Below are 18,718 nucleotides of genomic sequence, written 5' to 3' on the forward strand. Positions count from 1 at the left end.
GCCGCACTGATTACAGTTTGAATTGCTTTAACCAGTTCAGTCTGGATTGGCTTTTATCCCGGGGCGTACAGGGGGCTTGCCTGTCCCCCGAGCTTAATCTGGAACAGCTCCACAATTTCAGGGATTTGAGTGCCGCCGAACTGATGGTGCACGGGGATCTGACCCTGATGGTCTCAGAAAGCTGCCCTATCGAAGCCGCCAAGGGCGGGGAGAAATGCGGGAGTGCCTGCCAGAAGGCCCGATATTGGCTGCGGGATGAAAAAGGTTATGAATTCCCGGTGGCCACAGATAAAAAATGCCGTTTCTACGTATTTAATTCTAGGCGCCTCTGTCTTCTGGATGATTTGGAGCGCCTCTGGCCACTGGGATGCGAAAGCCTGCGCATCGAGGCTTGGTGTGACAGCCCGGCCCAAACCGCTGAAGCCGCAGCCGTGTATCGCCGGGCTATAAATGAATTGTCACAAGGCAAAAAGCCTGACCTGGCCTTATTGCGCAAAGTCCTGCAGCAAAAGCAGGGATTTAAACCGACCAAAGGCCATTTGTACAGGGGCGTACTATAATTTAACGCCATTCTCCATTTAACAGAAATGAGTTGGGAAAACAGTGAACGAAGAAACCCTGAGGAAATTAGAATTTGATAAGATCCAGCAGCAATTAGCCGGACTCACCCAGTTTGAGGGAGGGCGCGAACGGGCTTTAAAAATGAAGCCTTCCCAGGATCACCAGGTCATTTGCCAGCGCCTGGATGAGACCCAGGAGGCCATGGAATTCCTGCGCTTTGGAGAACCCGGCTATTTTTCGGAATTGAAACCGATTGATCAGGCTCTGGCCAAGGCTCGTGTCAGCGGGATTTTAAATGCCGGCGACCTGCGCCATATATACCTGATGCTGCACGCCGCCCGCCTGGCCGGCAAATCCATGCAAGCCGGAAAATACCGGGCTTTAGCCGAGCTTTGCTCCAGACTGACGGTGATAAGCAGCCTGGAAAACCAGATCGACCGCTGTGTAGGGGAAGACTATCAGATCCGTGACAGCGCTTCACCGCAGCTGCGTTCTATTCGCAGCCAGATCGCCACCCTGCGCCTGCGCATCAAAGAATACCTGCAGGATTTTATCCGCTCCGGCAATAATCAGAAGCTGCTCCAGGACAGCATAGTAACCGAGCGCGACGGGCGTTATGTGGTGCCGGTAAAGCAGGAGCACCGTCACGAGGTGAAGGGCATCGTGCATGATGAATCAGCCAGCGGCGCAACCGTGTTTATCGAGCCTATGGCGGTGGTGGACAACAACAACCGTATTCGTAGCCTGCAGGCCGAGGAAAAGCGCGAGATGGAGCGTATACTGCAGGAGCTTTCAGCCGCTGTGGCGCTTTACACCCAGGAACTGGCAGCCAATCAGGAGATTCTGTCCATCCTGGACTTTGTCCTGGCCAGAGGCCGTATGGCTTACCGTATGAACGCCTATCGGCCGGATGTCAACCAGTCCGGGATAATGGACATCAGCCGCGGCCAGCATCCCCTCCTGGGGGAAGAGGCCATTCCCGTCAATATTCAGCTGGGGCAAAGCTTTGATATTCTGGTGATAACCGGACCGAACACCGGAGGCAAGACAGTGACCCTGAAAATGGTAGGATTACTGGCGGTGATGGCTATGAGCGGGTTGTTTATCCCCGCCCGGGAGAACAGCCGCATCCCCATTTACAAAGACATCTACGTAGACATCGGGGATGAACAGAGTATCGAACAGTCCTTGAGCACCTTTTCCGGTCACATGAAAAACATCATTAACATATTAAAACATGCGGATAAACATTCCCTGGTTTTAATGGATGAACTGGGAGCGGGGACCGATCCGGTTGAAGGCGCCTCCATAGCCCGGGTGGTATTGGAAGAACTATTGGCCAGGCGCTCCCAGGTGATAGTTACCACTCACCAGAGCGAATTGAAGAGCTTCGCTTACCAGAACCAGCGGGTGGAAAACGCCTGCGTGGAGTTTGACCCTAAAACCCTCAAGCCCACCTATGAGTTAACCATCGGGATGCCCGGGCAGAGCAACGCCTTTCAAATCGCTTCCCGGCTGGGACTCGATAAAGCCCTGGTGGAAAAAGCGCAAAAGCTGGTGCCGCAGCGAGAAGCGGAAGTGGGCAATATGATCCGCGAACTCAAGGCAGGAAGACAGGCCGCTCAGAGTGAGGCCGAACAGGTGGCTTTGATACGGCGGCAGCTGGAAGACCAGAAAGAACAGATGGAGGCGGAACACCGGCAGTTCGAACAGGCTCATCGCGAGATTCTGGCCAAAGCCCGCCAGGAAGCGGCTCAGTACCTGCGCCAGGCCAAGCAGGAGTCCGATCTGGCGGTTCAGGAACTGAAAGAACTCCTGAAGGACAAACAGAATCCGCCCCGTTGGCATGAGGTGGAGGCCAAACGCAAGCGCCTCACCCAGCTGCCCTCACAGCTGTCCTTTAACGAACCCGAGCCGGCGCCTTCACAGGATGCCATAAGTTCCGGGGATCATGTGCTCATCAGCAGCATCAATCAGCGCGGCACGGTCTTAAGCGATCCTGATTCTGAGGGCAATGTCAGTGTGCAGGTGGGTATGATGAAACTGACCGTCAAAAAGTCCGAGCTGCTGAAGAGCAAGAGCCCGGAAAATAAGCCCCCCAAAGAACGCGCCCGGACTTATCTGGAAAAAGCCCGGGCCATCTCCAAGGAGCTGGATCTACGCGGCAAAATGGCGGATGAGGCTTTGATCCTCCTGGATCGCTACCTGGATGACGCCCGCCTGGTGGGCTTGGAATCAGTGCGCATCATACACGGCAAAGGCACCGGCGCCTTAAGGGCTGCGGTGCGCAGCTATCTGAAGGACAGTCAGTACGTCAGCGCGTTCCGGGATGGCCTCCGCGAAGAAGGCGGTTTCGGAGTAACGGTGGTGGAATTATAAGTGCAGCGGCATACTGCTGAAACCGCACCGACCGTAAGGGTGATCGGGCCTTATACGGCAGATCGCTTTCAGTGCCGGCTGCATCTGCGGCACACCTTATCATCTTATCGCACACTTGTGACCTGGTATAAGGCTTAATAATCGCAGACACAAAATCAAGGGGATGCCGGAATCAAACGGCATCCCCTCAGCATTGTTTTTAACCAGGCTGTCAGTTATCAATCGCGCCCCTCTACTATGTCTTTAACCACATCCCGCGCACTTTTCTTGGTTTCCTGATGGTCGGCCAATGGGCAGCGTGGCAATTTTTGCCCTTCTTGTATCACAACCCGCTGCCAGAACTGTTCGGGGCAGCCTCCGCTTTCGGTCCTGCCGGGAATGTTGGCCTGATATAGGCGCCCGTTGTGGCGCGGATCGCTGCAGATCACCACATCGTTGCGGAATACCCCGGAAAAAGTAAATTCGGTATGAATATCACATAACTCGGTAGGGATCTTGTCCGCAGCCGCGCTTTGCGAGTCGGTTACTACCATGGCCCGGGTCTCCGGGTGAGGGCAATAAACTCCCGCCAATTTGCCTGAATCCGGGCATATGGTGACCAGCTGATGGCGGTCACAGGTTTCGGTGGGAGCCACATTGGCCAGGCCGTAGTCCGTTATAATCTGATCCTTGGGACAGATTTCACTGGGAAGCTTACCTGAAATCTTGCAAACCGATACCTCAACGATATTGCCGGGCATGGCCGGCTGACCGGGTTTAGAGTCCTTGTGGGCCCTGCTTAATATGGAGGAGAATAGCCTGGCCGGTATATCTCCGCCGAAGGCCGTTTCCGACGGATACTGCGGGGGATAATTGCGCAGAGTGTCCTTCTGGTCAAATCCCTGCCAAACTGCGGCGGCGTAGGTGGGGGTAAAGCCGCAGAACCAGGAGTCCCGGTAATCATCGGTGGTGCCGGTCTTGCCCACCGTAAACACCCCGGGGACCTGGGCCCGGGTGCCGGTGCCGGAGGTTACCACGGTGCGCAGCATACTGGTCATAAGCCAGGCGGTCTGCTCGGTCATCACCCTCTTAGAATTGGGTTTATATGAATATATCTCGGCTCCTTTTGCGTCTACGATGCGGCGGATGAAGTGGGGATCGTTATAAACCCCTCCGTTGGCATAAGCGGCGTATGCGGCCGCCATCTGTACCGGGGTGACCCCCTGAGTAAGCCCTCCCAGTGATAAGGGCGCCAGAGACAGGTCATTGCTGCCTGGCGAGTCCAAGAGAGGCAGGCCCAGGGAGCGTCCAAAATCAAAAGCGGCCCGGATGCCCACCTTGTCCAGGGTCTGCACGGCATAGGTGTTTACCGAGTCCTGCACCGCGGCGCGCATGGTAATGATGCCGCGGAAGCGGCCGTCATAGTTTTGCGGCGACCACACCGTACCGCCGGATTTGTAGCTGATGGGTGAGTCATCCAGGGTATTGAACGGCATCAGCCCGGCTTCCAAAGCCGGTCCATATACAGTTAAGGGCTTGATGGCGGAACCGGGCTGGCGATAGGCGCTGATAGCCCGGTTGAATTGGCGTTGCGCCTGATAGGTGCGGCCCCCCATGATGGATTTGACCTCGCCGCTTTGCGTTTCTACTACTGCCATAGCGGACTGTACTATCTGGCCGCTGGGGCTGGTCTGTTTTAGAAAGCGGCTGGGATCGGCATACAGTTCCTCAGAGTACTTCTGCAGATTGGCGTCCAGAGAGGTATAAATCTTTAATCCGGCCCGATATATGGCGGCTTCGGCTTCATCGGTCTCGGGGTAGATATTCTGGGCGCTCAATACATAAATGGCCTCTTCTATAACTGCATCAACATAATAACCATATTGTTTATTGGCTACTCCGCCGTTTTTAAAATCGAGTTTAGCCTCAAAAGCGGCATCGGCGGCAGCCTGATCGATATATCCGCCCATTACCATATTATTGAGCACATCGCGATGCCTGGCCTTGGCCCGATCCAGATGCTGGTAAGGATCATAATAGGACGGACCCTGGGGCAAGCCCGCTAACAGCGAGCATTCCGCCAGATTCAACTCGGAAACCTCTTTGCCAAAATAGGTATTGGCAGCAGCCTGCACTCCATAGGCGCCATTGCCGAAGGGGATGATATTCAAATACATTGTCATAATTTCATCTTTTGAATAAACCGATTCCAGTTTGAAGGCGATTAGTATCTCTTTGGCCTTGCGCTCCCAGGTAGTTTCCAGGGTAAGGTAGGCGTTGCGAGCCAATTGCTGGGTTATGGAACTGGCCCCTTCACCCTTGAGATCGCCGGAAGTCAGATTGCGATAAAGCGCCCTGGCAATTCCGCGGAAGTTGACCCCGTGATGTTTGTAAAAGTTGCGGTCTTCGGTGGCTACAAAGGCATTGATTAGATCTTTAGGCACTTTGTCTAAACTGACTTCAGTACGGTTCTGGCCGGCATGCAACCCGCTGACCAATTCATCCTGATCATCATAAATCAAAGTTGTCTTGGCTCCGGACAGCTGCCCGGGATCAAACGAAGGCAAATCACGTGCGGCATAAATGAACAAAGCCATTAAACAGATGATGCCAAACGCAGCCAGGCCACCCAGAGCCAACGCAATCTTCCTGGGCCAGTTATCCACCTTGAATGACCTGGGCTTCTTTTTTTTAGTCTCTGTCATAGCAAAATAAAGCCTCCTGGATATAATAATAAATAATAATTTGACGAAACCCGCCGGCTTTCCTGCCATCTAACCCGAAGGCAGGGAAAACATAGATTTCCTACTATATACGCCTGTACTCTTCTCAATATTGCACATTATTGAGTCGTTGTGCTATCATTTTTTTTATGGTAAGGAGGTTATTTTGTGGAAAACGCGATTGAAACTCAGGTAAATCAGCAGTTAGAGCATATACGCCGCGGGGTGGTGGAAATAGTCCCCGAGGCCGAACTCAAGCAGAAACTGGTGCGCTCCCTGCAAACCGGACAGCCTTTGCGCATAAAACTGGGATTGGATCCCACCGCGCCAGACATCCATTTAGGACATACCGTGGTTTTGAACAAACTGCGCCAGTTTCAAGATTTGGGGCATGAAATCCATCTTATTATAGGCGATTTTACCGGGCGGATCGGAGACCCCAGCGGAAAATCCGAGACCCGCAAACAACTCACTGAAGAGCAGGTTAAAGCCAATGCAAAAACGTATCAGCAGCAGATTTTCAAAGTTCTGCAAGCCGACAAGACTATTGTGCATTTTAATAGTGAGTGGCTGATGCCCATGGATCTGGTCCAGGTTCTCCAGCTGGCCGGTAAATACACCGTAGCCAGGATGCTGGAAAGAGACGATTTCGATAAGCGTTATAAGGAAGGTTTACCCATCGGGGTTCACGAATTTATGTATCCGTTAATGCAGGGTTATGATTCGGTGGCGCTGCAAGCTGATGTTGAGCTGGGGGGCACTGACCAGAAATTCAACCTGCTGGTGGGGCGTCATCTCTTGCGCGAATACGGACATGAACCTCAGGTGGCCATTCTTATGCCGATTCTGGAAGGCACCGATGGAGTGCAGAAGATGAGTAAGAGCCTGGGCAATTATATCGGGGTTAATGACGAACCCAATGAGATGTTCGGCAAGACCATGTCTATTCCCGACCAGCTTATCTGCCGCTACTTTGAACTGCTCACCCGGGTTCCTATGGAAGAGGTAAAGGCCATGGATGAGGCCATGCAGAACGGCAGCCTGAACCCGCGGGATGCCAAAGTTCGCCTGGCCAAAGAGATCATTACCATGTACCATAATGCAGATGAAGCCGATAAAGCCGAAGAGCGATTCAAATTAGTATTCAGTCAGGGCGAAATCCCTGAGGATATCCCCGAAGTAGCTATCGCCAGCGGCGAGGTATGGCTGCCCAAGTTTCTTGCGGACCATGGGTTGACAGTCTCAACCAGTGAGGGGCGCCGTTCCATCAGTCAGGGAGCGGTCCGTATTAACGGGGAAAAGGCGGCAGGGGAAAACATCCTGTTACAGGGCCAATTGGTGATTCAGGTGGGCAAACGCAAATTCCTGCGCGTTCTGGCCGGCTAGACCGATACACAAATGAATCATTGCCGCAGGGACGGGGTTGTTGACAATCTATTTTAGATTGTCAACAACCCCGTCAGACTGTATGAAAACTATTCTGTGCTTTTTAGTCGCTCCGCTTACAGCTGATTTTGAGTTTTATTCAGGATGGAGGCTGATTTGCTGACCGGAATCTCTCGTTCCTCTCCCGCTTTAGAGAATTAAATCGCCAATTTCGGGACTTTTCACACCGCCCGCCGTCCTCTTCGCCCGGCTTCTACAGACCTGACTCCAGGGCTTTTAAATCCCGGCCCATTTCATCCAGATGCCCTTCATAGAAAATTGCAAATCCTGAGACATTTGGGTATTCCAGCGATATCAGGCGTATAAAAGTAAAGCCCCGCTCCTCCAGCGAGGAGCGGCTGGTGTTGCGCAGTATCTGTGAGTCTTTGCTGTTGACTTTACGGTTCCAGCAGTAAATTTCGTTGCCTTTGTTATTTGCCATGACAGTGGCTACCAACGTGCGCATTTGAATCACTCCATTCATTAACGGATTAGAATCGGTTTCACAAGGATTAAAAATTTATTGAAATAATCAATGGGTTTAAAGCGAATCGACTTTTGCAACTCAAGCTGAATAAAAAACGAGACAATAATAATTCAATGAATCACAAAACAATGCAAAAAAGAATCACTTTGCCCTCGGTCAGGTCAAAAAATTTCACCATTTTGCATTAAAGATGTCGAATTTATGGGGATTCACATTTAAAACAGGCCTCTGCAGCGAATTGGCATGCTTATTGCTTGTATATATGGGTGGTACTCGCATTACTATTACTTACTCCTTATCAGCTATATTTTATTAACATGCTGCTATTTTATAGTGACAGACCGTACACATACTCAGAAACATACCAATATTTTTACCAATATTCAAGTCTGCAATGAAGCCATTATAAAATAGCAGCCCCCTCCTTTTTTAAGAAGGCAGGGGACAGCCTGCGCAAGATATATAATTTTTCATCATTACAGGGGAATACTAGTGGGAGGAGTTATGCACGGTAATGCTTTGCCTATGGCGCAGAAAAATGCAGCCAACACCGGGGAATACAAATTATTATTTTGAAGGTTAGGGTAATGAGGAGGGAATTTTTGATGTTGAATGATCGCTGGAAAGAGGAGTATCAAAAGAAGTTAGTGACGGCCGACCAGGCAGCCCAGTTGGTGAAATCTGGAGATTGGATCGAGTATGGCTTCGGTATCACATCGGGACGTGACTTTGACGAAGCATTGGCCAAAAGAGTCAATGAGTTAAAGGATGTTAAGATACGCTGTGACATCGGTGCATATCAGCACTTTACCGCCGAGGCAGATCCCAGTGGTGAAGTATTTACCTGGAACAGCTGGCACGTAGCAGCACATGACAAAAAATTTATAGGACAGAACCTCTATTACATCCCCATGAAGTTCCACGAAAATCCCAAAATGACCCGTGATGACTGTGATCCCAATGATATCGCTGTCATCCAGTGTACGCCTATGGACAAACATGGATATTTCAATTTCGGGGCTGCCGCCGTAAATTGCTGGGCGATGATGGAAACAGCCAAAATCAGAATTCTGGAAGTAAACCAGAATATGCCCAGATGCTTGGGCGGGTCACAGGAAAGTGTTCATGTAACACAGGTTGACTTTATTATCGAAAGCAATAATGGCCCGATGACTACCCTGGCGCCTGCCAAAGCAAGCCCGGTGGAAGAAGAAATCGCCAAACTGGTTATGGAAAAACTGCGCGATGGGTCATGCATCCAGCTCGGTATCGGCGGACTTCCAAATGCCGTAGGCACTATGGTAGCCGAGTCCGATCTCAAGGATATCGGGGTACATACCGAAATGTATGTCGACGCCTACCTGGAAATGTTCAAAGCTGGCAAAATAACCGGGGCCAAGAAAAATATAGACAAATATAAACAAGTATATGCCTTCGTTATGGGCAGCCAGGAACTTTATGAGTTTATGGACGATAACCCGGGATTGGCATCCTACAACGTTGACTATACCAATGATCCCAAGGTTATATGCCTGCTGGACGACTTTGTATCAATCAATGCCTGTGTAGAGGTTGACCTGTTTGGCCAGGTCTGCTCCGAATCCGCAGGGGTTCGCCACATCAGCGGCACCGGCGGACAGCTGGACTTTGTTGAAGGCGCTTACAAATCCAAGGGTGGACAGAGCTTCGTATGTATGCCTTCAACTTTTAAGACCAAGGATGGCACTGTAAAATCCCGTATCCAGCCCATCCTAACTCCGGGCGCTATTGTAACTGACCCCAGAACTGCCGTTCACATGCTGGTTACCGAGTATGGCATCGCCAATATGAAGGGCAAGAGCACCTGGGAAAGGGCGGAGGCTTTAGTCAATCTGGCCCATCCGGACTTCCGCGATGAATTGATTCAGAAGGCCACCGAATTTAAGATCTGGAGAAGAAGCAACAAGATCGACGGTGCAGGTTCTGTAGACATTGCAGTAGGGAAATAATGGCTGAACAAGCCTTTGTTTCTAGAGCGCCTTTGAGCGCCAGTGTCATTGAGTGCCTGTGAGCACCGACAATTTAGAGCGCCTTCGAGCGCCTGCAGAGCGCCTTTGAGCGCCACAGGAGCACCAAATGAGTGCCGGAAAGATAAAAAAAGGAGCGCCTTCGAGCGCCCCACTGAGCGCCCGGAGCGCCCGTAAAAGGATATAGAGTACCTCTAGAGTACCCGCGGTAGATAAGATGCGATTATCTACCGCTTTCCTTTATTCCATATTTAGCTGCTTTGCGGACCACTGAAGGCTGACTGATGCCCAGGGCTTTGGCCACTTTATAGGTGGAATTGTGCAGGGTAAAGGCCTTCTGCAAAAGGCGCCGCTCGGTCTGCTCGATCGCCACCGGCAGGGACATGAGGTCAATGTCAACCTCGCCCTGAATGTTGGTCAGCTCCAGGCAGGAAAGCACATCATCAGTGGTGATGGTATCGTGCAGATTGGTTACCACCAGACGTTCGATCAAATTCTCCAGTTCACGGATATTTCCGGGCCAATCGTATAAAAGCATGGGCTTTATGGCATCACTGGATAAAACCTTGCTCATTTGATGTTTTCGGTTATAGTAATCCAAGAAGTACTTGCTTAAAACCGGGATATCCTCGCGCCGTTCCCGCAGGGGAGGCACAAAGACCGGGATTACATTGAGGCGGTAGTACAGATCCTGGCGGAATAACTGTGAAGCCACCATCTGCTGCAGATTGCGGTTAGTGCCGGCCAGGATCCTGGTGTCTACGTTTATAGGACGGTTTCCGCCTATCCGGAAGACCTGTTTGTCCTGCAGGACCCTTAACAGTTTAACCTGCAGATCCAGGGGCATTTCACTTATCTCATCCAGGAACAGGGTGCCTTCATGGGCCAATTCGAACATGCCGGCCTTGCCGGATTTGCTGGCCCCGGTAAAGGCTCCCGGCTCGTAGCCGAACAGTTCCGATTCCAATAGATTGGCAGGGATGGCTCCGCAGTTCACCTTGATAAAAGGATGGTCTTTGCGGCCGCTATAGCTGTGCAGAACATCCGCTATGACCTCTTTGCCGACCCCGGACTCGCCCTGAATCAAGACGGTCGAATCGACTGAGGCCACATGGGTTATCATCTGCAGCAAGTCCCTCATCTTCCGGGAATGGGCGATGCAGTTGCGCCGGTTCTGCAGCTTGAGATGAGTCAGCTCCGCCTGATAGAAGCGGCTTAGGCCTTCCAGGTGTTCAACCTTAACATGCAATTCATTGAGTTCCGTCATGTCCCTGACATTGGTGACGACCAGGACTATATTGCCGGAATCATCGAAAATGGGGGTGCTGGTCACCAGGGCGGTCTTGCCGCTGTTAGCCTCCAGGGGAATGGTCACCTGCTCACGCCGCTGCAGAGCCAACAGGGTTCCGGAACGGGAGAAGACCCCTTCTCGTACCAGATCAGCCATGTTGCGTCCCACTACTTCGTCAGCCGATACCCCCAGGATGCGCTCAAAGGCTTTATTGATGCGCAGGGTGTTGCCTTCGCCGTCACTGATATAAAGCCCGTCGAAGGAAGACTCAAAAACTGCCGCCAGTTCACGCTGCCGCCGGCCTTCGGAATGCTCCAGACGCCGTTCCAGTTCATTCAATTCCGTCATGTCGCGAACATTGGTAACCACCAATACGATATTGCTCTGATCATCGAAAATGGGTGTGCTGGTTACCAGGGCCTTCTTGCCGATATTAGACTGCAGCGGGATGGTGACCCGCTCACGCCGCTGCAAGGCTAACAGAGTCCCGGAGCGCGAGAAAACTCCTTCGGCGACCAGGTCGGCCATGTTGCGGCCTACCACCTCTGCCGAAGTAACCCCCATGATACGTTCAAAGGCCTTGTTGATTCTCAGGGTGTTGCCTTCTCCGTCGCATATATATAATCCATCGAATGATGATTCGAAAACAGCGTTAAGTTCCTTCTGCCGCCGATCTTCAACCCGCTCCAGCCTTTTCTCCAGTTCGATCAACTCCGTCATATCCCGGACATTGGTGACCACCATGACGATGTTGCTTTCCATATCGAAGATGGGAACGCTGGTTACCAGAGCGGTCTTCCCGATTCTGGAGGTCAGCGGAATAGTGACAGTCTCCCGGCGCTTCAAGGCTAAAAGGGTCCCGGAACGGGAGAAGACCCCTTCAGCCACCAGGTCTGCCATATTGCGGCCTACTACCTCTGCGGAAGTAACTCCCAGTATACGCTCGAAGGACTTGTTGATGCGCAGTGTCACTCCCTGGCCGTCGCAGATATACAACCCGTCAAATGAGGATTCGATGATGGCGTCGAGCTGGCGATTCAACTGCCGGGTGCTCTCCAGTTCCTGGACTACCTTCTCCAGGTCGGAGGTCTCCTGCAATACGGCTACAGCGCCGATGATCTCATTATCAACCACCACCGGACTGCGCGAGGATAAAAAGGTTTTGCCCACAGTGTCAATCCTGCGCAAGAGCTGGGTTTGACCGCTGCGTACAATATAGGTCAGCTCACTGTTATTGAATATCTCTCTGACATCTTTGCCGTAGGCCTGACGCTGCTCAAACCCGGTGACCTTGGCGGCGGCCTTGTTAAAAATATTGAGGCGGCCATATTTGTCCACCCCGACAATTGGATTGTACACCCCGTCCAGATAACCCCGCCAGGCCTTTCTTTCCTGTTTGACCTGTTTCCTGAAGTAAGCCAGGACTCGATCCTTCCAGCCTTCACCAGGCACCTCGGGCGTCTCCGCCTGAAGCTGCTCGGCAAACGATTCCAGATCCTCAGCCCACTTCGCGAATTCTGGATCCTTGTTCATCAAGGTTTCCACCCTGGTCTTGGCTGAAGTGTCATTGGCAATTGTTTCCAGCAAGTGCGCCCGGGTTAAAATGCCTAGGGTTTGACCGTTGGCGGTAACCTTTACCATATCCAGATGGTGATCCAGCATAAATCGGGCGGCTATTGCGACCGTAGTGTCAGGGGTGATCTCAAGTGGGAAATGTTGCTCGGCAGCTTGGGTACTCATTACTCCCTCTCCCTCTCTTTTTCTCTTCTCTCTCTAGTTGATTCAGTTTTTTATCATGATTCACAATTTCATTATAACCCCACCGTCAAGCTTCTCCAATAAATATATTTTACCTGGCAGGGCTGCAACAAACGATTTGAAAGTGGTTTAATTGCATGGACCCATACCTTAGCCCTGCTTGCGGAAAATCTGATGGAACTGCCATTACAGCGGGATCTCCGGTTATTTCCTACCAGCATAACGGGAGGGCACGGCTGTAAAATGAGGGTATTAATGAAGGTATAAGATTGATTCTCTATTATTGAGGAGTATGGGCTGAATTTGTTTTGACAATAGTAAAGGGCTATATTATAATAATCTTCGCGGGTATTTTCCGCATGCAGCCGGTTGGTGTAACGGTAGCACGACTGACTCTGGATCAGTTCGTCAGGGTTCGAATCCTTGACCGGCTGCCACTTGGCCCCATCGTCTAGAGGCCTAGGATGCCGCCCTCTCACGGCGGAGACAGGGGTTCGATTCCCCTTGGGGCTACCATTATAAAACCCAACCATTTAACCTTTTGAAGGATAGTTTAACAGGCCTTTGAGGGGTTATTTTTATTTCACCCAATAAGGCCTTTAGTTCAGTCCGGCACATCTCTGGGTGATCCGGCTCGATAGCCCTGACAATTACGCTATTTACATACATATCCTCAATTTCTTCCCGGGTGATTTTATTAGCTTCCGGCTTTTTTATCCGCTGGGTTAGAAAACCGCTACCTGAGTAGCGGTTTTAACTAGATATGTCGGTGTTTTTTCTCTGCTTTGAAATTACTAATACTATGTACGATTTTCCCCAAAAGAATCCTTTATCGGAACTCTCTTATTCCGCAGCAAAGTATATTTTCCCATTGCTGGATAGAGGATTCCATATCAACTGCATTCCGGACTCTCCTTCTGGAACGTAATAATTTGAAGATCCAGTGGCCTCACCACCGTGGTATAAGCTCTCGCTCATTCCGCTATATGAACCTTCACTTGGCAATACTACGGACTTATCAAAAGTATTAACAACCCTATTAGAACTACCGATGAGTGCAAATGAACTATCACTGACCCAGGCTGGCTCTTCTTTACTGGATACGTTCTTGACGGTATAAGTAACTATGACGTATTTATACCCGTCAGCTGGTGGATCATTAAACATGTTCGCTTCCTTGATTATGTTCCAGGCACTAGATCCTTCTGTTTTCTTGATTATTTTTATCTCAAATCCATCAGGCGTCAAAAAACTTTGGCCTAATGGAACCGGATTTGTCCGGCTTAATCCTATGGGGCTAGAAGGTTGAACAGGTGCCGGTTGAGGAATCGATTGCCCAGTAGTAATAATAACTGTGTTGGTATTGCCATCCCATTCAACATTAGCGCCTAGTGCTTCGGCTACAGCGCGTAATGGAACCATGGTTCTGCCCCCAATAATCTGGGGTGGTACGTCGGGCTGTATCACGCGCCCATTAACTGTGATAGTAATTGGATTGGCAGCTATAACTGCAATCGAGCCGACCGCCACCATCAATAGGCATAGACAAACAACAAGGACCTTTTTCATTTAAAAGCCCTCCTGTCGCCATTTTGCATTTACCATTTATTTGTTGTCTCCTTTTCAGCCCATGCCGACTACCATATCAATATACGAAGCCAGATGCTCCGGTCTGATTCCGGCAGTCGAAGCCCTCTCGATAACCTCCTTCCACTCATCGTGCCCGGCAACTGTCGTGAATCTTTATAGGTCAGATAGCCCGCTGAACCTTCTCTAGATTAAAGCGACTATCAAACCGATACAAAATTCACCAATTTTACATCTTAATAGTATTATTAACCCATAATTATGAAATACCTCTAAACCAGAAGTAAATTTTCCGTTTAAACTTAACTGGCAGTTATTGACGAGGTGTAAACTGCCGCTTACGATACTGGCAGGAGCTGAGCCTGAACGCGACAGGGTAAATACAAAAATCAGACCAAAGAAATTCGCGAAAAGAAAACTGATATCAGATATACCATCACCCGAGGGTTGCTGCTATAGATAGCTCACCCCTCTTTTTTCTAGCCATTATTGGGGTTGGGCTTATTACGGCAGCACCCTGGGGCTGCCATCTAACCCCATCAGCCGATTCCCGCAGCATAACCAGTGATTAACTTTTGGTTACAAACGGTATATTTTAATCATCTTAGAAAAAAACTATATAAAATTAAATTTTAGAAGGGTGTTTAATGAATAGCTTTATTCAACACTTAGATTTACAACAACAAGGTATTTGGTTTCCATTAATTACAGGAGCTATTGCTTTATTATTTGTCTTACTTATGCCAAAACGACAAATGAATTGGCGGGGAATTTATATCACTTTCGGCGTGATAAGCTACGTTACATTAATGCTGGATGTCTTTATTGTAGGAGAGTATTTTGATTTATTCGATATAGGAGATCCTGCACTAGAAGGAATTGGCGATTTAATCACTTATGCAATTATCCCCTCCTGTCTTGCTATCACATATCTCAATTATTTTAATGAAAAGAACAAATGGTTGTACGTTACTCTATTTACAATCATATCCTTTTTATTTGAATGGGAACTTACCCGCGCAGGTTATATGAAACTAAAAGGCTGGCAAAATTGGTACTCCATACCTGTATATATTATTGTTTATGGTTGGTGGCTGCCGTGGCATTTTAAGTTTATCAATCATATATACGGTGGGAATACTGAGGAAAGCTAAGCCCGCAGGATATTTATCCGTGGCTTTAGGGTTTTGATTAACTTGGCTCAGCGCGGTAACGTCTGGGATACCACTTGGTCCGGATGACCATGCAAACACCGGTAATGAGGGGTTTCTTGTTTTCTGCAAAAGCTTGCGGCTAACACCTGAATAGAGGACAATAACAAACCAGGATGAACTAGTGCCTGAGTGTCGGCATCATGCCCCCGGGACACCTGAAGCAAGACCAAAAACAAACTCCTGCCTAACAGCAGCCAGATTTAAATTGTCAATTTATATTCGGACTACTGGCCGAGGCGATTTTCATCGAGCCATTTTATAGCCTGATTGATCCTCTTCAGGCATTTTTCCCGGCCCAGCAATACGGCGACTTCAAATATGCCCGGACTGTTGGTTCGGCCGGTCAAGGCCAGACGCAAAGGGTGGATCAGATCCGCTGCCTTGACCCCCATCTGGGCTGCCTTTTCCCGCAAGGCTGATTCCAGCGAAGCCAGTGTGAACCGGGTGTCAGCTGTGAGTATTTCCAGATCGGCCTGCAGCAATTTATCGGCATCGCTGCGGGCAAAGTGCTTATTAACGCCCTTCTCCTCATAACCGTTGACTTCCTCAAAGAAGTAGGCGGCCGCTTCTATCAATTCGGGTATGAGCTTAGCCCTGCCTTGAACCAGTTTTACTACCTCAATTAAATACGCCATACTGGAGCTGGACATCCAATGTTTCACCCTGGTGGAACGCAGCATCTCCGTTGCCAGGGATTCTGGCCGGGCCTGGCTGATATAGTGGCCGTTCATCCAGGTCAGCTTCTCGATGTCATAAACCGCTGCCGAGCGCGAAACGTGTTCCAGATCAAAGCGCGGCACAATATCATTTACATCCCAAATATCCTGGTCGGTGCCGCTTGACCACCCCAGCAAAGCCAGGTAGTTGAGCAGGGCCTGGGGAAGATAACCCAATTCCCTGAATTCCTGAACCGAGGTGGCGCCGTGCCGTTTAGAGAGTTTGCTGCGGTCGGGGGCCAGTATCATGGACACATGGGCGAATTGAGGCAACTCCCAGTTGAGGGCCTGGTAGATCAGTATTTGTCGCGGGGTGTTGGAGAGGTGCTCCTCGGCACGGATCACGTGGCTGACCGCCATCATATGATCATCGACCACCACCGCAAAATTGTATGTGGGCCAGCCGTCTGATTTGGCGATAATAAAATCGTCCATCAGGCTATTATCAAATTCGACCTCGCCGCGGATGAGGTCTGATACCTTGGTGATGCCGGTATTTGGCACCCGCAAGCGGATTACCGCCGGCTGGCCGTTTTCCACCCGTTGTGCCGCAGCCTCTCCGTCCAGGTGACGGCAGCGGCCGGAATACTTGTAATCACGTCCCTGTTCCCGGGCCAGGGCTTTGTCGGCAGCGATATCCTCATTGCTGCAGAAACAGTAATAGGCCTGATTAGCATCTAGCAATGCTTTGAGATACTGATGGTAAATGGTCAGGCGCTGGCTTTGACGGTAAGGCCCGTAAGGACCACCCCTGTCAGGGCCCTCATCCCAATCCAGGCCCAGCCAGGCCAGGCCGTCCAAAATTCCCCGGGCTGATTCCTGGCTGGAGCGCTCACTGTCGGTGTCCTCCAGCCGCAGGATGAAAATGCCTCCGCTTTTTCTGGCATAAAGCCAGTTGAATAAGGCGGTTCGAGCCCCTCCAATATGTAAAGCTCCGGTAGGGCTGGGAGCAAAACGCACTCTTATCCGGTTAATCTGTTTCATTAAATAATCTCCTCAAACTGGTGATATTGTTCCATGTTTACTATTTTATCCGCTTCCCCTTCAATATACCAGCCTGCGGCATTTCAGACAGAAATCAATAATAATGCAAAGAGCGCAATAGCCATATAATTCTGCTGTTGTCAGCCCCAATTGCCCTGCAGCAGGTATTGCTGCGGCAGGTACACCTATCCTGAAGCGGTGAATATCGGAAAAGTCGTTTAACCCCATACTATTTGTATAAAACCACCGTCTCAGGAAAAACTATGTCAAACCAAATGATTGCTTCATTAATAGTAAACCCTGGCTAAACTGAAAAAATAACAAGGAGTATAAACATGACCGCAACCGTCTGCCATGTGCAGAGCTGTATTCACCATCATAGCAAGGAGAGCTGCGGGGTTGACCAGATTTCCGTTGCTGTGCAGGGTTCCCGGGCTTTTTGCAGCACTTACCGCAATCACCATCTTTATAAAACGGGAGCAGATAATGACACCCTGGATATGAATACCCAAATCACTTCTTCCAACCCCGAAGTCGGATGTCAGGCAGCAGCCTGTTTCTATAATCAAGATATGGTCTGCTATGCTGCTGCCATCGAAGTATTTGGAGATAACGCGGTTGATTCCACGGAAACCCGCTGCAACACCTTTCTGCCCCGAGATGAAGATGATAGCGGCGTGGAAGAACGGTTTGAATTCGGCCTGCATGTTGACTGATAACTATATATAGTAAGGCCGCCAAAAACCTGGCAGTAAATTCCTGTTAGAAACAGCGCTGCAGTATGAACCAAACGTATACACCCTACATAGTATAACAGCACGGGGGTGATGTGATGCTGGGGAGGCGATCCGCCAGACCCTTGCTGGTTCTAGTGGTAATTGCAGCTTTGTTGGTGGGTTTCGTAGCGGTGGACTTCAGGCTAAAAGCCAGTACTATTGCGATTGCCAGATCCCAGGCTCAGGTGGCCGGGGTAAGACTGATCAATACAGTAGTAAATGACAGAATAGCCAGTCAGGTCAGGTATGAAGACCTGGTAATGGTTCACAAAGATTCTTCGGGTCGTATCGTGCTTATTCAGCCCAATACCATCATGTTAAATAAAATCATGGCCAGTACGGTATTGGAAGTATCCAACTCCATGGGGCAGATGCAGGATGACACTATCAGTGTACCGGTGGGGCAATTGTCAGGCATCAATCTCTTATCCGGATATGGCCCTAGAATAAAGGTCAGGATAATACCGACCGGTCAAATTCATGTCGAAGTTCAGGATAAATTCGAGCAAGCCGGAATAAACCAGACCAGGCACCTGATCTATTTCGACATCAAAGCCATGATCCAGGTTGCGGTGCCATTTATGAAAGAGAGCGTGGATGTGAGCACAGTGATTCCATTAGCGGAGACCATAGTGGTAGGGGATGTTCCCCAGACCTATGTAAATTTGACCGGAGGCGGAGAACTGTTATATCCTTATATAAAGAAATAGAAACTGATGGGTAGCCTAAGGCAACCACACATCTTTAAAAAGTAGAGAATAAAAAAATTGCCGAATGCTTGACAATAATATTTGAGGATGATAACATAAGTCTTGCGCGCACGACAGGTAAA

At 50.0% G+C, this 18,718-nt stretch carries 12 protein-coding genes and 2 tRNA genes; 9 read left to right on the plus strand and 5 right to left on the minus strand.

The window, feature by feature from the left end; genetic code table 11:
* Both B2633_RS08720 and B2633_RS08725 read left to right on the plus strand, forming a co-directional pair.
* A partial coding sequence (locus tag B2633_RS08720; protein WP_483170218.1) for a peptidase U32 family protein occupies positions 1 to 560 on the plus strand: 560 nt, incomplete at its 5' end.
* Positions 561 to 603: 43 nt separating this feature from the next.
* A complete protein-coding gene (locus tag B2633_RS08725) occupies positions 604 to 2,940 on the plus strand; it encodes an endonuclease MutS2 (RefSeq protein WP_483170219.1) in 2,337 nt (778 codons plus the stop codon).
* Between the two features lie 218 nt (positions 2,941 to 3,158).
* Here the strand turns inward: B2633_RS08725 and B2633_RS08730 are convergent, their stop codons facing one another.
* Complete coding sequence (locus B2633_RS08730) at positions 3,159 to 5,624, minus strand: transglycosylase domain-containing protein (RefSeq protein WP_483170221.1); 2,466 nt, start codon at positions 5,622 to 5,624, stop codon at positions 3,159 to 3,161.
* Positions 5,625 to 5,810: 186 nt separating this feature from the next.
* Between B2633_RS08730 and tyrS the strand changes: the two genes are divergently transcribed.
* Positions 5,811 to 7,028, plus strand: coding sequence for a tyrosine--tRNA ligase (tyrS, locus tag B2633_RS08735; protein WP_483170222.1), 1,218 nt, complete (start codon positions 5,811 to 5,813; stop codon positions 7,026 to 7,028).
* A 253-nt stretch (positions 7,029 to 7,281) separates the two neighbouring features.
* Here tyrS and B2633_RS08740 read toward each other — a convergent pair whose 3' ends face one another.
* Positions 7,282 to 7,533: a hypothetical protein gene (locus B2633_RS08740; RefSeq protein WP_483170224.1), complete on the minus strand. Its 252-nt coding sequence runs from the start codon at positions 7,531 to 7,533 to the stop codon at positions 7,282 to 7,284.
* Positions 7,534 to 8,159: 626 nt separating this feature from the next.
* Between B2633_RS08740 and B2633_RS08745 the strand changes: the two genes are divergently transcribed.
* Entirely contained in the window at positions 8,160 to 9,542 is a 1,383-nt protein-coding gene (locus B2633_RS08745) for an acetyl-CoA hydrolase/transferase C-terminal domain-containing protein (RefSeq protein WP_481038218.1), read from the plus strand.
* A gap of 241 nt (positions 9,543 to 9,783) precedes the next feature.
* On the opposite strand, the gene B2633_RS08750 is transcribed toward B2633_RS08745, so the two are convergent.
* A complete protein-coding gene (locus tag B2633_RS08750; protein WP_481038219.1) occupies positions 9,784 to 12,591 on the minus strand; it encodes a sigma 54-interacting transcriptional regulator in 2,808 nt (935 codons plus the stop codon).
* A 381-nt stretch (positions 12,592 to 12,972) separates the two neighbouring features.
* Between B2633_RS08750 and B2633_RS08755 the strand changes: the two genes are divergently transcribed.
* Together B2633_RS08755 and B2633_RS08760 are read left to right on the plus strand one after the other, a co-directional pair.
* Positions 12,973 to 13,046, plus strand: a tRNA-Gln gene (locus B2633_RS08755).
* Positions 13,047 to 13,049: 3 nt separating this feature from the next.
* Positions 13,050 to 13,125, plus strand: a tRNA-Glu gene (locus B2633_RS08760).
* A gap of 327 nt (positions 13,126 to 13,452) precedes the next feature.
* Here B2633_RS08760 and B2633_RS08765 read toward each other — a convergent pair.
* Positions 13,453 to 14,178, minus strand: a complete 726-nt coding sequence (locus B2633_RS08765) for a stalk domain-containing protein (protein ID WP_483170225.1) — start codon at positions 14,176 to 14,178, stop codon at positions 13,453 to 13,455.
* 665 nt (positions 14,179 to 14,843) lie between these two features.
* On the opposite strand from B2633_RS08765, the gene B2633_RS08770 reads away from it, so the two are divergent.
* The gene (locus B2633_RS08770) at positions 14,844 to 15,350 is read left to right on the plus strand and encodes a hypothetical protein (RefSeq protein WP_483170226.1); all 507 of its coding nucleotides are present in this window, start codon (positions 14,844 to 14,846) and stop codon (positions 15,348 to 15,350) included.
* 284 nt (positions 15,351 to 15,634) lie between these two features.
* Here B2633_RS08770 and gltX read toward each other — a convergent pair whose 3' ends face one another.
* Positions 15,635 to 17,110, minus strand: a complete 1,476-nt coding sequence (gene gltX / locus B2633_RS08775; protein ID WP_483170227.1) for a glutamate--tRNA ligase — start codon at positions 17,108 to 17,110, stop codon at positions 15,635 to 15,637.
* A gap of 335 nt (positions 17,111 to 17,445) precedes the next feature.
* Between gltX and B2633_RS08780 the strand changes: the two genes are divergently transcribed.
* A complete protein-coding gene (locus B2633_RS08780) occupies positions 17,446 to 17,826 on the plus strand; it encodes a DUF1540 domain-containing protein (RefSeq protein WP_483170228.1) in 381 nt (126 codons plus the stop codon).
* 116 nt (positions 17,827 to 17,942) lie between these two features.
* Positions 17,943 to 18,596, plus strand: coding sequence for a sporulation protein YunB (yunB, locus tag B2633_RS08785; RefSeq protein WP_481038225.1), 654 nt, complete (start codon positions 17,943 to 17,945; stop codon positions 18,594 to 18,596).
* Positions 18,597 to 18,718: the final 122 nt, after the last annotated feature.

The sequence above is a fragment of the Syntrophomonas sp. UBA1041 genome (assembly GCF_002316705.1).
GTDB lineage: Bacteria > Bacillota > Syntrophomonadia > Syntrophomonadales > Syntrophomonadaceae > DTU019.

Coding starts and splice junctions, on each gene's coding strand:
- B2633_RS08730 (WP_483170221.1), bottom strand. CDS start 5,624: ATGACAGAGACTAAAAAAAAGAAGCCCAGGTCATTCAAGGTGGATAAC.
- B2633_RS08740 (WP_483170224.1), bottom strand. CDS start 7,533: ATGCGCACGTTGGTAGCCACTGTCATGGCAAATAACAAAGGCAACGAA.
- B2633_RS08745 (WP_481038218.1), top strand. CDS start 8,160: ATGTTGAATGATCGCTGGAAAGAGGAGTATCAAAAGAAGTTAGTGACG.
- B2633_RS08750 (WP_481038219.1), bottom strand. CDS start 12,591: ATGAGTACCCAAGCTGCCGAGCAACATTTCCCACTTGAGATCACCCCT.
- B2633_RS08765 (WP_483170225.1), bottom strand. CDS start 14,178: ATGAAAAAGGTCCTTGTTGTTTGTCTATGCCTATTGATGGTGGCGGTC.
- B2633_RS08770 (WP_483170226.1), top strand. CDS start 14,844: ATGAATAGCTTTATTCAACACTTAGATTTACAACAACAAGGTATTTGG.
- gltX (WP_483170227.1), bottom strand. CDS start 17,110: ATGAAACAGATTAACCGGATAAGAGTGCGTTTTGCTCCCAGCCCTACC.
- B2633_RS08780 (WP_483170228.1), top strand. CDS start 17,446: ATGACCGCAACCGTCTGCCATGTGCAGAGCTGTATTCACCATCATAGC.
- yunB (WP_481038225.1), top strand. CDS start 17,943: ATGCTGGGGAGGCGATCCGCCAGACCCTTGCTGGTTCTAGTGGTAATT.